The organism is Pseudomonas sp. Xaverov 259, from assembly GCF_019352915.1.
Classification (GTDB): domain Bacteria; phylum Pseudomonadota; class Gammaproteobacteria; order Pseudomonadales; family Pseudomonadaceae; genus Aquipseudomonas.
In genome coordinates this window covers 638,561-654,152 of record NZ_JAAAFV010000057.1, presented here as the reverse complement: position 1 = coordinate 654,152, position 15,592 = coordinate 638,561, and the positions used below count along the sequence as shown (strand labels likewise).

Genomic DNA, 15,592 nt, shown 5'->3' with positions numbered 1-15,592 from the left:
AAACCAACCGCCAATTGCATGAAACCGCCGAGAAGAACGAGCGCAATCAGAACGCGATCATGCGCCTGCTCGATGAAATCGAAGACCTGGCCGACGGCGACCTCACCGTGACCGCCTCGGTCACCGAAGACTTCACCGGCACCATCGCCGATTCCATCAACTACTCCGTGGACCAGCTGCGCGATCTGGTCGCCACCATCAACCTCACTGCCGGGCAAGTCGCCGGCGCGGTGCAGGACACCCAGGCTACCGCCATGCATTTGGCCCAGGCTTCGGAGCACCAAGCCCAGCAGATCGCTGAAGCCTCCACGGCGATCAATCAGATGGCGCAATCCATCGATCAAGTGTCGGCCAACGCCGCCGAATCTTCGGCTGTAGCAGAGCGCTCGGTGGAAATCGCCAATAAAGGCAACGAGGTGGTGCACAACACCATCCATGGCATGGACAACATCCGCGAGCAGATCCAGGACACCGCCAAGCGCATCAAACGCCTGGGCGAGTCTTCCCAGGAGATTGGCGACATCGTCAGCCTGATCGACGACATTGCCGACCAGACCAACATCCTCGCCCTCAACGCCGCCATCCAGGCGAGCATGGCCGGTGACGCCGGGCGCGGTTTTGCGGTGGTGGCCGATGAGGTGCAAAGGCTGGCCGAGCGCTCATCCGCCGCCACCCGACAAATCGAAACCCTGGTGCGGGCGATTCAAGCCGACACCAACGAAGCGGTTATCTCCATGGAGCAAACCACCACCGAAGTGGTGCGCGGCGCGCGGCTGGCCCAGGACGCGGGCGTGGCGCTGGAAGAGATCGAAGGCGTGTCGAAAACCCTGGCGGCGTTGATTCAGAGCATCTCGAATGCGGCACAGCAACAGACCTCGTCGGCGGGACAGATTTCGCTGACGATGAACGTGATTCAGCAGATCACCACACAGACGTCGTCGGGCTCGACCGCTACGGCGGAAAGCATCGGCAACCTGGCAAAAATGGCCAGCCAGTTGCGCCGGTCGGTGTCGGGTTTCACCCTGCCACCGCCTAAAAAGGTCGAAGATTGAAATGCTCTCTGGAAAACACCACTGTCCTAATGTGGGAGCTGGCTTGCCTGCGATAGCGGTGGGTCAGTTGCACAGGTATCAACTGACAGTCCGCCATCGCAGGCAAGCCAGCTCCCACAGGTGATCTCCATTGTTCTTGGCAACACCAGCAACTCATAAATTCTAAGCGGAGCAGTTATGGTTGATCGGCACGACTACGTGGCCCTCGAATGGGTCAAGGGCGACATTGCCGAAACCCTGAAACAGGCCCGTTCGGCGCTGGATGCGTTTGTCGACACCCACGACAGCGACGCCATCGCCGAGTGCCTGGCCGCCATCCACCAAGTGCATGGCGCGCTGCAAATGGTCGAGTTCTACGGCGCAGCCCTGCTCGCCGAAGAGATCGAAGAACTGACCCTGGCCCTGCAAGCCGAGCGCGTCGGCCAGCGCGATGAAAGCATCCGCCTGCTGCAACAGGCCCTCAGCCAATTGCCCTTGTACCTGGACCGCGTACACAGCGCCCGCCGCGATCTGCCGCTGGTGGTGTTGCCGCTGCTCAACGACCTGCGCAGCGCGCGCGGCGAAAGCCTGTTGTCGGAAACCAGCCTGTTCAGCCCACAGCTCTTGTCGATCGCACCGCTGCCCGACGAAGCCCTGGCCCAACGTGCCGTGCCAGAACTGCACGAGCAATTGCGCCAGTGGCACCAACTGCTGCAACAAGCCTTGGCTGGTCTGCTGCGTGAAGACCATGGCCCGAGCAACCTGGAAGACATGGCGCGGGTGTTCGCGCGCCTCGAAGCGCTGTGCCAAGGCGCGCCGCTGTTGCCGTTGTGGCAAGTCACCTCGGCGCTGGTCGAAGGCATGCTCACTGGCGTGATCGCCAACAGCCCGGCGCTGCGCAGCCTGCTCAAGGCCAGCGCCAAGCAACTCAAGCGTTTGCTGGCCCAGGGCATCGGCGGTATCAACCAGCCTGCGCCCGACGAATTGCTCAAGAGCCTGCTGTTTTATGTGGCCAAGGTCACCCGGCCAACGCCGCGCATGCAAAGTCTCAAGGAGCGCTACGGCCTGGATGAGGCCTTGCCCGACAGTGCCGTGGTCGACGCTGAACGTGCGCGCCTGGCCGGGCCGGACCGCAATGCCATGGGCTCGGTACTCGGCGCATTGTGTGAGGAGTTGGTGCGGGTCAAGGAGCGCCTCGACTTGTTCGTGCGCAGCGACCGCCAACACACCGACGACCTGGATGCGCTGCTGGCGCCATTGCGGCAGATCGCCGATACCTTGGCCGTGCTGGGCTTCGGCCAGCCGCGCAAGGTGATCATCGACCAGCTCGCCGTGGTGTTGAGCCTGGTGCAAGGTCACCGCGAACCCAATGACGCGGTGTTGATGGACGTCGCCGGCGCCTTGCTCTACGTCGAGGCCACGCTGGCGGGCATGGTCGGCACCGTCGAACCGGAAAGCCGCGAAGAAAGCCGCCTGCCCACCACCGACCTGACGCAGATTCATCAGCTGGTGATTCGCGAGTCCTGCCAGTGCTTGCGCCAAGCCAAAGAGCTGGTGATTGACTGCATCGAAGCCGACTGGGACCGTCAACGCCTGGAGTCCCTGCCGGAGCTGCTCAGCCAGGTGCGCGGCGCCTTAGCGATGATTCCACTGCCACGCGCAGCGAGCCTGATGCGGGGTTGCACCGACTACGTCGACGAACAGCTGATGGTCAACGACGCGCCGCCGACCCAGGCGCAGTTGGCGCATTTTGCCGAGGTAATCAGCAGTCTTGAGTATTACCTGGAGCGCATGCTCCAAGACCCCGATGCCGCGGGTGAGCGCGTGCTGGAACTGGCAACCCAAGGTTTGGCCGCGCTGGGTTACCTGCCCGCCGAGAAACCCTGGCGTCAGGCGCTGGTTGCGCCGGATGGCGCATTGTCGGCCGAAAGCACGCCGAGCCAATCCCAGTTCGATGCCTTGGCCAGCCCGATCACGCGCCTGAACCCACCGGCGCTGCACCGTCCCGGTAGCCTCCTGCCGCCGCCGGCCGATGAAGAACCCATCGACGATGAGCTGCGCGAAGTCTTCCTCGAAGAGACCGACGAAGTCCTCGACGTGCTGCACCGCCACCTGCCCAACAGCGCCGACAAAACCGCCCAGGGCGAAATGCGCCGGGCTTTCCACACGCTCAAAGGCAGCGGCCGTATGGTCCGCGCGCTGGTGTTGGCCGAGCTGGCCTGGGCCGTGGAAAACCTGCTCAATCGCGTGCTTGAACGCAGCGTGGCCCTCGGCCCGGACGTGCAACACGTGCTGGACGAAGCGGTAGCGTTGCTGCCCGAATTGATCGCCGACTTTGCCACCGACGACCAACACCAGCGCGATGAAGTCGACGCCCTGGCCGCCCGTGCCCATGCCCTAGCCAGTGGCAGTGCAACAGAGACCAGTGGCACTGCAACAGCCGAGCCCCACGACCCGATGCTGCTGGAGATCTTCCGCAACGAAGCCCAGAGCCATCTGGAGAGCATCAACCACTTCCTGCAACAGGCCGCCGAGCATGTGCCGCTGCAAGTCAGCGATGAGCTGCAACGCGCCCTGCACACCCTCAAAGGCAGTGCCTACATGGCCGGTGTACTGCCGATTGCCGAACTGGCGCGGCCGCTGGATCACCTGACTCGCGAGTACAAGGCCCACCGCCTGCCGCTGGACCTGGACGAAGTGGAGCTGCTGCTGGAAGCCGAAGGCTTGTTCCAGCGCGGCCTGCACCAACTGCACAGCGACCCGCTGGTGCCGATCAAAGGCGCGCCGGACCTGATCAGCCGCACCCAAAGCCTGCTCGAACAACAACTGCAAGCCCTGCTCGATGCGCCGAACACGGGCCTGCGCATCAAGCGCGACCCGCAGTTGATCGCCAATTTCCTGGCCCAAGGCATGGACATCCTGCTCGACGCCGAAAGCCTGTTGCGCCGCTGGCAGCAGCACCCCGGCGAACGTCAGGAACTCACCGCACTGCTGGACGAGTTGACCACCTTGGGCGAGGGCGCACATATCGCCGACCTGCACAGCATCGACGAACTCTGCGAAGCCTTGCTTGACCTCTACGGGGCGGTGGAAGAGAGCAGCCTGGCGGTCAGCGAGAAGTTTTTCCACGAGGCCGAACAGGCCCATGACGCGTTGATCAACATGCTTGACCAGTTGGCAGCGGGGCAGGAAATCAGCCCGGCGCCGACGCGGGTGCAGGCGCTGCGCGAATTGCTCGATGAAGCCCTCGACCCGTCGGCCACCGGCCTGATCAAAAGCGATGGCAGCCGTGCCCTCAGCATTGCTGAACTGGGCGCGGCCACGGCGCAATTGAGTCAGGACACGGCGATGGACGATGAGATCGTCGAGATCTTCCTCGAAGAAGCCGTAGACATCCTCGACAGCGCCGGGCAGTCGCTCAAGCGTTGGCTGCTGGAGCCCGACAGCGCCGCGCCGTTGTCTTCATTGCAGCGAGACTTGCACACCCTCAAGGGTGGCGCGCGCATGGCCGAAATCGGCCCGATTGGCGACTTGGCCCATGAGTTGGAAGGCCTCTACGAAGGCTTGGTGGACCGCCGTTATAGTTACTCCACCGAATTGTCCCAAGTGTTGATGGCCAGCCACGAGCGGCTGGCCTTGCAGCTGGATCAACTGCAAGACCAGCAACCCTTGAGCGACTCCAGCGACTTGGTCGCGCAACTGCGCGAGTTGCGCCACAGCAGCACGCCCACGGCCGCGGCCACAGCACCCGAAGTGGCGACAGCCGACCCCGAGTTGCTGGAAATTTTCCTCGAAGAAGCTGCCGACATTCTCGACAGCTCCGGCAGCGCACTGGTGCGTTGGCAAGCCGAGCCGAACAACCGTCAGGAAGTGGAAACCCTGCTGCGCGACCTGCACACCCTCAAGGGCGGCGCGCGCATGGTCGAGATCGGGCCGATTGGCGATCTGGCCCATGAGCTGGAGTTTCTCTACGAAGGGCTGTCCGCTGGTTTGCTTGCACCGTCGCCGGAGCTGTTTTCGCTGCTGCAAGGTTGCCACGACCGCTTGGCGCAGATGATCGACGCAGTAACGGACGGTTTACCGGTGGGCTCGGTCGACAAGCTGATCGAGCGGATCAAGAGCCTGGTACACCCCAGTGTTGAGGCGCTGGCGCCGGTTGCACTGCCCGCCGGCAAGGCCGAAGCGGCTATCGACCCGGCTGCGGACATGGTGAAAATCTCCGCCGACTTGCTCGATGACCTGGTCAACCTGGCCGGTGAAACCTCGATCTTCCGGGGGCGTATCGAGCAGCAGGTCAACGATGCGCGCACCGCCCTCAACGAGGTCGAAACCACCATCGAGCGCATGCGCGACCAATTGCGCCGCCTCGACACCGAAACCCAGGGCCGTATCCTCAGCCGCCAGCAAGCCGAGGCCGAGCGCCTGGGCTATGAAGAATTTGACCCGCTGGAAATGGACCGCCATTCGCAGTTGCAGCAACTGTCCCGTGCGCTGTCCGAGTCCGCTTCCGACCTGCTGGACCTCAAGGAAACCCTCGACCGTCGCAACCAGGATGCCCACAACCTGTTGCAGCAACAGGCGCGCATCAACACCGAGTTGCAAGAAGGCCTGATGCGCACGCGCATGGTGCCGTTTGAACGCATGCTGCCGCGCCTCAAACGCATCGTGCGGCAGGTGGCAGAGGAGTTGGGCAAGGACGTGGAATTCGTGGTCGGCAATGCCGAAGGCGAGATGGACCGCAACGTGCTGGAACGCATGGTCGCGCCGCTGGAACACATGCTGCGCAACGCCGTCGACCATGGCCTGGAATCCCGCGAAGCCCGTGTGCTGGCGGGCAAACCGGAGAAGGGGCGTATCACCTTGGACCTGACCCACGAAGGCGGCGATATCGTCTTCGACATGCGTGACGACGGCGCCGGCGTGCCGCTGGACGCGGTGCGGCGCAAGGCGATCAAGCGCGGCCTGCTCGCCCCACATCAAGAGATCAGCGACCGCGACGTGTTGCAGTTCATCCTGCAGCCAGGCTTCTCGACGGCGGAAAAGATCACGCAGATTTCCGGGCGCGGCGTGGGCATGGACGTGGTGCACGAAGAAGTGCGCCAGCTTGGCGGCTCAATGGTGATTGACTCCACGCCCGGCGCGGGCGTGCACTTTCGCATTCGCCTGCCGTTTACCGTGTCGGTCAACCGGGCGCTGATGGTGCAGTGCGCGGACGATCAGTATGCGATCCCGCTCAACACCATTGAAGGCCTGGTGCGTGTGCTGCCCCACGAGCTGGCCGGGCACTATCAGCAAGACCCGCCGCGTTATGAATATGGCGGCCAGCGTTATGAGTTGTTCTACCTGGGCGACCTGCTGCATACCGTCAGCCGCCCCAAATTGCTCGGCCAATACCAGCCCGTGCCGGTGCTGCTGGTGCAATACAACGAGAGGCGTGTGGCGGTGCATGTGGATGCCATGGCGGGTACGCGGGAGATTGTGGTGAAGGGCCTGGGGCCGCAGTTTGCCGGCGTGCAGGGTTTGTCCGGCGCGACCATCCTGGGTGATGGCCGCGTGGTGCTGATCATCGATTTGCTCGCGCATATTCGCGCCCGCCAACCGGCCTTGCCGGCCCAGGCGGTCGATGCGCCGCTGGTCCTCAACGACCCACTGAAAAAACGCCCGCTGCTGGTGCTGGTGGTGGACGATTCGGTCACCGTGCGCAAAGTCACCAGCCGCCTGTTGGAGCGCAACGGCATGAACGTGCTCACCGCCAAAGACGGCATCGACGCCATCGCCGTACTCGAAGAACACACCCCGGACCTGATGCTGCTCGACATCGAAATGCCGCGCATGGACGGCTTCGAAGTGGCGATCCAGGTGCGCAACGACCCGCGCCTGATGCGCCTGCCGATCATCATGATCACCTCGCGCACCGGCCAGAAACACCGCGACCGCGCCATGGCCATCGGCGTCAACGACTACCTCGGCAAGCCGTACCAGGAGTCGGTGCTGCTGGAAAGCATCGCCTACTGGAGCAAGTCCCATGCTTGACCACCGCACCAGCCAACTCACAGGCCTGTTGTTGCCCTTGGCCGACCGCCACTTGGTGCTGCCCAATGTCGCGATCGCCGAACTGATCGACTTCCAGCGCGGCGAACCGGCCAGCGATGCGCCGCCGTGGTACCTGCGGCAAGTGACCTGGCGCGACCGGCAAATACCCCTGATCAGCTTCGAAGCGGTGTGCGGCGAAGCAATCCTGACCGCCGAGCGCTCGCGCATCGTGGTGCTGAACGCACTGGGCGGGCGGCCGACGTTGAAGTTTATTGCGCTGGTGATCCAGGGCATTCCCCGCTCGTACAAGCTCGACAGCGAACTGAGCTACGTAGACGTGCCACTGTGCCCGTTGGAGCTGGCGGCGGTGCAGGTGGGCGAACACGTGGCGAAGGTGCCGGATTTGATGGGGCTTGAAGCGCTGTTGGTCGAGTCCGGCCTGGCGTGACCGCGATGATCGTTCCCACGCTCCGCGTGGGAATGCATCCTGTGACGCTCCGCGTCACCCTTGCGCTGGTCTTGAGCCTTGCACTGCCTGGCGGGACGCGGAGCGTCCCAGGCGGCATTCCCACGCAGAGCGTGGGAACGATCAAAAACCCAAGCCTTGTGAAGTTCCAATGTGGGAGCTGGCTTGCCTGCGATAGCGGCTTGTCAGCCACTGCATCAACAGCAGGCCCGCCGCCATCGCAGGCAAGCCAGCTCCCACAATGAATTGTGTTCAATCGCACAAATCGCTCAATCGCCTCTTATGCTTTTTATCGTTTTCGGCGCGTACAGCGGATTTGTTATCAAATTTAGTCGAGCGTTAGGGTTTTCGTGACTAAAAATTGTTTTTGATGACCGTACCCTTTTCGCCGTTTCGGATCTGCTAATGATGCGGATTGACCGCTCACATGTCGGAATGGGATGGAGTTGCTGTAGGTCAGTTCTGCATTTGGATTAAGCGGGTTTTCAGGCCTGAGGGGAGTGGCTAGTTTCTGAGCTCCTCACTGCCAGCAAGGATCCGCAAATGGCTGTTCCGCTAATGCCGCCGGGTGTTTCAATTTTTGAAAACATGGCGATTTCTCGATGTAAACGCACCCACCTAAAACCCGGCTCGGCATTCGCCTACTCCTGGTTTTACTCTCAGGTTCGGGCAGCCGGACCTTGGAACTACAAGAAGAGAGGGAGCGAGTACGAAGCGTTTGGTAACTTCAATTACGGTGCTACGGGTACGGTGTTGGGCATTCCCGAGCATGTGTTGCTGCGGGCTGCCGGCGTGGCGCAAACCGTTGCAAAAACGACACTCCCGGATTTCGGTACATGGTGGGGCGGTGAGCCTTTTGGTGATGATCCACGGGACCAATATTGGATAAGAAGAGGGATTGAATATGCAATTTCCCAAGGCCACTAAACGCCTCGGACCGTTACTGCGCAATTGCCTGCTCATCGTCTGCCTTCTCTATATCGGCGCCAGTTGGATCATGTCTGCCGGAACACCGGATCTGGATGAAGTGGTGTTGAAGCATTCCTTGGGCAACGGTACCTCCATCTATGGTGCTCGAGACGGTCAGGGTGGAGCGACGGTGGGTTTTTCCTATAGGTACTTCGTCCATGAGGATTTGGGGAGTGATAAGGAAATACTCGCTGCATTGGTGTCTGCTCATCCTTTTCTGAAAACAAAGAAACCTGATGTTCAGGTGAGTGATGAGGGAAGCGCTCTACTTCTTCATATTCAAGGAGAGGTCTACGAGTACCACAGCTTTGCCCTGGAAGGCTTGGGGTCGGTCAAGGTGGTGATGGCGCTTTGAGGAGGCAGCCTTCGGAATTTTCCTGCAAGATTTCGGGCTGTGCATGAACTTGTTGTGGGTAGTCATGGCGGCTAGTCTTCGTCCCGTCATCGAAAAACGGTGACACGGACGTGCAAGTCCGACGAAACTGTTTAGGCGTACAAACGCCCAGCCAACCACGGGCGTTTTTTGTGCTCGCTGCTTTATGGCGGCTGCGCGCAGGAGGTCTTCGGACCTGCTGGGTGTCCTAAACAGGCCCGGTCTTGCACACCTGCGCACGGTCGCCACCCTCATTCGCGTGCAAGCGAACGGTGGCGCTCCTTACTAACTGTTTAGGAGCTTCATCATGATCAAACCTACCCCTAATCCGCCCCTCTTCACCGTAAACCCCGATCAAAACACCGAAGCTCTACTGGCCAACGCCAGCGAAACCCTGTGCTCCCTCAACGCACTGACCTGCAACTTGGCCTTCGACCTGGACCCCGCCCAGCGCGCGAGCATGTTGGCGATTCAGCAAATGGCAGAGCTGAGTCAGCTGTTGGTCGATAGAGCACTGGAACAAGTCAGCCCTGCCTAAGCGTTCCCAAAAAGGGACCGCTATGTAACAAGCACTACCGAACAAATGTGGGAGCTGGCTTGCCTGCGATAGCGGACTGTCAGTTGACCTATTCACAGCTGACCCACCGCCATCGCAGGCAAGCCAGCTCCCACCATTTGATTTTCATTTGGCCTGAATCCAGCATTTGCTGATGGTCCGTTACTCCAGCCGTAACGATCCACCGCCGGGCTTGATTGATGCCCTCCACATTCACTCCTAAGGTACAGCCCACGACAGCAAACCCCGTGGAGCGACCATGACAACAACCATCACCCCCGATTCGCGCTGGACGCGGCGGCGCGACGAGAAGCGGCGGCGCCTCGGGCTGGTCAAGCAATACGCAGACGGGGCGGTGTTGCCCAGTGACAAAATCGTTGAGGCGCTGGAAGCGCTGATCCTGCCCGGCGACCGCGTGGTGCTGGAGGGCAATAACCAGAAACAAGCCGATTTTCTCTCGCGCTCACTGGCCAAGGCCGACCCGGCCAAACTCCACGATTTGCATATGATCATGCCCAGTGTCGGCCGTTCCGAGCACCTGGACCTGTTTGAAAAGGGCATCGCGCGCAAGCTGGATTTCTCCTTTGCCGGCACCCAATCCCTGCGCATCAGCCAGTTGCTCGAAGACGGCCTGCTGGAAATCGGCGCGATCCACACCTACATCGAACTCTACGCACGGCTGGTGGTGGACTTGATCCCCAACGTGGTGCTTTCGGCCGGTTTCATGGCTGACCGCGCCGGTAATATCTACACTGGCGCCAGTACCGAAGACACGCCGGCGCTGATCGAGCCCGCCGCCTTCAGCGATGGCATCGTGATCGTGCAGGTCAACCAGTTGGTGGATGACGTCACGGATTTGCCCCGCGTCGACATCCCGGCCAGTTGGGTGGATTTTGTGGTGGTGGCCGACAAGCCGTTCTACATCGAGCCGCTGTTTACCCGCGACCCGCGTCATATCAAGCCGGTGCACGTGCTGATGGCGATGATGGCGATCCGTGGCATCTACGAAAAACACAATGTGCAGTCGCTCAACCACGGCATCGGTTTCAACACTGCCGCCATTGAGTTGATCCTGCCGACCTACGGCGAGTCCCTGGGTCTCAAGGGCAAAATCTGCCGCAACTGGACCCTCAACCCGCACCCAACCCTGATCCCCGCGATCGAAAGCGGCTGGGTGGAAAGCGTGCATTGCTTCGGCACCGAACTGGGCATGGAGAACTACATCGCCGCACGCCCGGATGTGTTCTTTACCGGCCGCGACGGCTCGATGCGCTCCAACCGGATGTTCTGCCAACTCGCTGGCCAATACGCGGTGGACCTGTTTATCGGCGCCACCTTGCAAGTGGATGGTGATGGACATTCCAGCACCGTGACCCGTGGCCGTCTCGCCGGTTTCGGCGGCGCGCCGAACATGGGCCACGACCCACGCGGCCGCCGCCACGGCACGCCAGCCTGGCTCGACATGCGCCACGACGACGCGCCGGAGGCCTTGCTGGAGCGCGGCAAAAAGCTCGTGGTGCAAATGGTCGAGACCTTCCAGGAAGGCGGCAAACCGACCTTCGTCGAAACCCTGGACGCCGTCGAAGTCGGGCGCAAAAGCGGCATGCCGCTGGCGCCGATCATGATCTACGGTGACGACGTCACTCACCTGCTCACCGAAGAAGGCATCGCCTATCTGTACAAGGCGCGCTCGCTGGAAGAGCGCCAAGCGATGATCGCCGCCGTTGCAGGCGTCACCGCCATCGGCCTGCGCCACAACCCCAAGGACACTGCGCGCATGCGCCGCGAAGGTTTGATCGCCTTGCCCGAAGACCTCGGCATCCGCCGCACCGACGCCACCCGCGAGCTGTTGGCCGCCAAAAGCGTGGCCGACCTGGTGGACTGGTCCGGTGGCTTGTACAACCCGCCCGCCAAGTTCAGGAGCTGGTAAATGCGCGCCCTCAAACTGCATGAACTGAGCCTCGCCGATCGCCTGGCGGATATGGCTGTGGATGCCTTGATTGATGAGGCTGACCTGTCGCCCAAACCCGCATTGGTAGACCGTCGCGGCAATGGCGCCCATAGCGATTTACACCTGGGCCTGATGCACGCCTCGGCGCTGTCGTTGTGGCCGATGTTCAAGGAAATGGCCGAGGCGGCGCTTGAGTTCGGTGAAGTGGGATTGCCCTTGCGCGAAGCCCTTGGGCGTATTGGTCGCGAAGGTGAGCAAGCCATGCTCGCCACCACTAACGGCGTGAACACCCATCGCGGCGCGATCTGGGCACTGGGTTTGCTCACTGCCGCAGCGGCTCTGGCACCACGCGCGATCACACTGACTGCGGCCAAACTGGCCTTGCTCAACGACCGCTACGCCCCGCAGCCCATGAGCCACGGTGCGCAAGTCGCGCAGCGCTACGGCGCACGCGGTGCCCGTGAAGAAGCGCAATTGGGCTTCCCGTCCGTGGTGCAACGCGGCCTGCCGCAACTGCACAAAAGCCGCCGGCAAAACGCCGGTGAACAGAATGCGCGCCTGGATGCCTTGCTCGCAATCATGACCGACCTGGCCGACACCTGCGTGCTCTACCGCGCCGGCACCGAAGGCCTGCTTGCCATGCAGCGCGGCGCCCGGGCGGTGCTGGACGCTGGCGGCAGCGCAAGCCTCGCCGGGCGCCGCCAACTGCACGACCTCGACCAGCAACTCCTGGCCCTGAATGCCTCCCCCGGCGGCGCCGCCGACCTGTTGGCCGCCTGCCTGTTTATCGACCGCCTCGACGGAGCGTTGTGATGGAAACCTTATCCTTTGAATTCCCCGCCGGGCAGCCGCCCAAAGGCCGTGCGCTGGTGGGTTGCGTCGGCTCCGGCGACCTGGAAGTGCTGCTGGAACCGGGCACGCCCGGCACGCTGACCATTCAGGTGCAGACCTCGGTGAATGGCGCCGAGCAACGCTGGCAGCACCTGTTCGAACGGATCTTCCAGGAGCAGACGCCACCGGCCTTGAAGATTGATATCCACGATTTCGGCGCCACCCCCGGCGTGGTGCGATTGCGCCTGGAACAGGGTTTCGAGGAGATCGGCCATGACTGACTTGCTCAATAAGCACAGCTTTGTCGAACTCGGTGCGCGTCAGCGGGCCAAGGCGTTGCTGGACAGCGGCACTTATCGCGAACTGATCGACCCGTTCCAGCGCGTGATGTCGCCGTGGCTCAGCCGCCAAGGCGTGGTGCCGCAAGCGGATGACGGTGTGGTGATCGCCAAGGGCAACATCGCCGGGTTGCCGGTGGTGGTTGCTGCCATTGAAGGCAACTTCCAGGGCGGCAGCCTCGGCGAAGTGGGCGGCGCAAAAATCGCCGGTGCCCTCGAACTGGCGGCTGAAGACAACCGCAAAGGTGTTCCGACCCGCGCCGTGCTGCTGCTGGAAACTGGCGGCGTACGCTTGCAGGAAGCCAACCTCGGTTTGGCGGCGATTGCCGATATCCACGCAGCGATTGTCGACCTGCGCCAGTACCAGCCGGTCGTCGGCGTGGTGGCGGGCAGCGTTGGTTGTTTTGGTGGCATGTCCATCGCCGCCGGGTTGTGCAGTTACCTGGTGGTCACCCGCGAAGCACGCCTGGGCCTTAACGGCCCGCAAGTGATCGAGCAGGAAGCGGGCCTGGAAGAGTACGACTCCCGCGACCGGCCGTTTATCTGGAGCCTTACCGGCGGCGAGCAGCGTTTTAACAGCGGCTTGGCTGACCGTTATGTGGCGGACGATGTGGCGCAGATCCAGCAGACCGTCAGCACCTTGCTGCAACAGGGTTTGCCCGAGCAGCAGCGCAGCCGTCAGATCGATTTCTACCTGGCGCGCCTCACTGAACTGGACGCAACGCCGCAAATAGACCCCGCGACGGTGCGCGACCTGTATCAAGGAGAACGCCCATGAGAGGCTTGCAGTGGTTCAACGCATTGAGCACCGGTGCAACGCCTGTCGAAGGGTTGGCCGACTCATTGAAGGTTGCAGACGGCGTAGTGGGGGAACAGGCCGTGCGCTTTATTGCCGTGGTCACCGACGCGCAAAATCGTTTCCCGCGTGCGCGCAACGGCGAAGTCGGTTTACTGGAGGGCTGGGGCCTTGCCAAGGCTGTCGACGAAGCCATCGAGAAGGGCGACAAACGCCCGATCATCGCTATCGTCGATGTGCCGAGCCAGGCCTATGGCCGTCGCGAAGAAGCCCTCGGCATCCATCAAGCACTGGCGGCCGCCGCCGACAGCTATGCCCGCGCTCGCTTGGCCGGGCACCCGGTGATTGCGCTGCTGGTGGGCAAAGCCATGTCCGGTGCGTTTCTCGCTCACGGCTATCAGGCCAACCGCATGATCGCCCTGCGTGACCCTGGCGTGATGGTGCACGCCATGGGCAAGGCCTCGGCAGCGCGGGTGACCTTGCGCAGTGTGGAAGAACTCGAGGCCTTGGCCGCCAGCGTGCCCCCCATGGCCTATGACATCGACAGCTATGCCAGCCTCGGTTTGCTCTGGAAAACCCTGGAGGTCAGCCAGATTGAGCAGCCTACGGCGGACGATGTGGCGCAGGTCAGCGACTGCCTGTTGCACGCCATTCAAGATATCCACAGCCCGGATCTGAAAGGGCGCCTGGGTGCGAGCAATCGCGCTGCCTCAAGCCATGTACGCCAACTGCTGCGGGAGCAATGGTGAACGCTCACGACTTGCTCTGGGGCATGACCCCGGCGCATCTGCCCGCTGACGCGCCAGCCTGGGTACGCGACGCGATCGGCGCCGGCCATCCGGTGGTGGTGCGTCGCGCCCTGGCCGAGCCGGGTTACGTGACTGTCGGCGTACGCGGGCGCTTGCGTGAACAGCGGTTTGCGACGGTGATGCCGCTCGTGGCCGTGCAACGACGTGTGGTGCCGCAAGATTTGCGCAGCGCGGTTTCACCACGGGATTTACCGGCGTTACGCGCGCTCGATCAACTGCGCCCGGTACTCGCGCAGCAAGACTGGGGCGTCACCGGCAGTGCAGGTTTCGAGCTGGCCAGCGGCATTGAAGCACTGCACGCCAAGAGCGATCTGGATTTGATGCTGCGCACACCCGGGCCACTTGAGCGCAACGCCGCACGCGATCTGCTGGCATTGTTGGACTCGGCGGAATGCGCCGTCGACCTGCAACTGCAAACCCCGTTTGGCGCTGTCGCCTTGCGTGAGTGGGCAGGCAAATCACGCCGGGTGCTGCTTAAAACCACCCACGGCGCGCACCTGGTACTCGACCCTTGGCAGGCCGTGGCATGAGCAGCCTACTGGTATTTCCGGGGCAGGGTGCCCAACGCGCGGGCATGCTCCAAGCGTTGCCTGCTCAGGTCCTGGAAGAAGCCAGTGATGCATTGGGCGAAGACGTAAGCCAGCTTGATTCAGCCCAAGCCCTGGCCAACACACGCGCCGTGCAACTCTGCCTGTTGATCACCGGCGTGGCCCACGCCCGCCAATTGCAACACACACCCGATTACGTGGCGGGCCTGTCCATCGGCGCCTACCCGGCCGCCGTCATCGCCGGTGCGCTGGAGTTTGCCGATGCGGTAAAGCTGGTGAGCCTGCGCGGCGAACTGATGCAAAACGCTTATCCACAAGGCTACGGCATGACCGCGATCATCGGCCCGCAGTTATCCACAGTTGAAACGCTGCTGGCTGAAATCCATAGCCCGGAAACGCCGGTGTACCTGGCCAATATCAACGCCGACAACCAGACCGTCATCGCCGGCAGTGACGAAGCCATGCAGCGTGTCGCGCAACGCATCAAAGGCAACGGCGTGGCCAAGCGCCTGGCCGTGAGCGTGCCATCCCATTGCATGCTGCTGAACGAGCCCGCCGAGGCATTGGCGCAGGCGTTTGTAACGCTCAAGGCGCCGCGCATCACCTACCTGAGCAGCACCCGCGCGCGGCCTATCCACAACCCCGAGCAACTGCGCGACGACCTGGCCTTCAACATGTGCCGCATCGTCGACTGGCGCGGCACCGTGCAAAGCGCCTACGAGCGCGGTGTGCGCCTGCAAATCGAACTGCCACCTGGCGCGGTACTCACCGGCCTGTCCCGGCGTGTCTTCGAGCAAGGCAGCGTAATCGCCTATGAAGGCGCACGCCTGGACACCTTGCAGGCCCTGCTGCAAGAGGAGGAGCGCCGCCACCGATAAAGCAGCACCCAAG

At 62.5% G+C, this 15,592-nt stretch carries 13 protein-coding genes; all 13 read left to right on the top strand.

Features of this window, described 5'->3' with window-relative positions:
* Window positions 1-1,052 (top strand): methyl-accepting chemotaxis protein (locus K0H48_RS25800; RefSeq protein WP_219269840.1); only part of this gene is annotated, 1,052 nt, incomplete at its 5' end.
* 177 nt (window positions 1,053-1,229) lie between these two features.
* Complete coding sequence (locus tag K0H48_RS25795; RefSeq protein ID WP_219269839.1) at window positions 1,230-7,064, top strand: Hpt domain-containing protein; 5,835 nt, start codon at window positions 1,230-1,232, stop codon at window positions 7,062-7,064.
* Window positions 7,057-7,512, top strand: a complete 456-nt coding sequence (locus K0H48_RS25790; protein ID WP_056857706.1) for a chemotaxis protein CheW — start codon at window positions 7,057-7,059, stop codon at window positions 7,510-7,512. The genes K0H48_RS25795 and K0H48_RS25790 overlap by 8 nt, the downstream gene beginning before the upstream one ends.
* A gap of 561 nt (window positions 7,513-8,073) precedes the next feature.
* Window positions 8,074-8,457, top strand: coding sequence for a polymorphic toxin type 44 domain-containing protein (locus K0H48_RS25785; RefSeq protein WP_186617006.1), 384 nt, complete (start codon window positions 8,074-8,076; stop codon window positions 8,455-8,457).
* Window positions 8,435-8,854 (top strand): hypothetical protein, encoded by a 420-nt coding sequence (locus K0H48_RS25780; protein ID WP_219269838.1) that lies wholly within the window; start codon window positions 8,435-8,437, stop codon window positions 8,852-8,854. The genes K0H48_RS25785 and K0H48_RS25780 overlap by 23 nt, the downstream gene beginning before the upstream one ends.
* A gap of 325 nt (window positions 8,855-9,179) precedes the next feature.
* The gene (locus K0H48_RS25775) at window positions 9,180-9,410 is read left to right on the top strand and encodes a DUF6124 family protein (protein WP_219269837.1); all 231 of its coding nucleotides are present in this window, start codon (window positions 9,180-9,182) and stop codon (window positions 9,408-9,410) included.
* A gap of 277 nt (window positions 9,411-9,687) precedes the next feature.
* Window positions 9,688-11,358 (top strand): malonate decarboxylase subunit alpha, encoded by a 1,671-nt coding sequence (mdcA, locus tag K0H48_RS25770; protein ID WP_219269836.1) that lies wholly within the window; start codon window positions 9,688-9,690, stop codon window positions 11,356-11,358.
* The gene (locus K0H48_RS25765) at window positions 11,359-12,192 is read left to right on the top strand and encodes a triphosphoribosyl-dephospho-CoA synthase (protein ID WP_219269835.1); all 834 of its coding nucleotides are present in this window, start codon (window positions 11,359-11,361) and stop codon (window positions 12,190-12,192) included.
* A complete protein-coding gene (locus K0H48_RS25760) occupies window positions 12,192-12,491 on the top strand; it encodes a malonate decarboxylase subunit delta (RefSeq protein ID WP_017139433.1) in 300 nt (99 codons plus the stop codon). Before K0H48_RS25765 ends, K0H48_RS25760 begins: the two co-directional genes overlap by 1 nt.
* The gene (locus tag K0H48_RS25755) at window positions 12,484-13,326 is read left to right on the top strand and encodes a biotin-independent malonate decarboxylase subunit beta (protein ID WP_219269834.1); all 843 of its coding nucleotides are present in this window, start codon (window positions 12,484-12,486) and stop codon (window positions 13,324-13,326) included. The genes K0H48_RS25760 and K0H48_RS25755 overlap by 8 nt, the downstream gene beginning before the upstream one ends.
* Complete coding sequence (gene mdcE / locus K0H48_RS25750) at window positions 13,323-14,093, top strand: biotin-independent malonate decarboxylase subunit gamma (protein ID WP_219269832.1); 771 nt, start codon at window positions 13,323-13,325, stop codon at window positions 14,091-14,093. The genes K0H48_RS25755 and mdcE overlap by 4 nt, the downstream gene beginning before the upstream one ends.
* Window positions 14,087-14,683 carry a malonate decarboxylase holo-ACP synthase gene (locus K0H48_RS25745; RefSeq protein WP_219269830.1) on the top strand — a complete coding sequence of 199 codons (597 nt, stop codon included), beginning with the start codon at window positions 14,087-14,089 and terminating at the stop codon, window positions 14,681-14,683. The genes mdcE and K0H48_RS25745 overlap by 7 nt, the downstream gene beginning before the upstream one ends.
* Entirely contained in the window at window positions 14,680-15,579 is a 900-nt protein-coding gene (mdcH, locus tag K0H48_RS25740) for a malonate decarboxylase subunit epsilon (protein ID WP_219269828.1), read from the top strand. The genes K0H48_RS25745 and mdcH overlap by 4 nt, the downstream gene beginning before the upstream one ends.
* The last annotated feature ends 13 nt before the right edge of the window (window positions 15,580-15,592 follow it).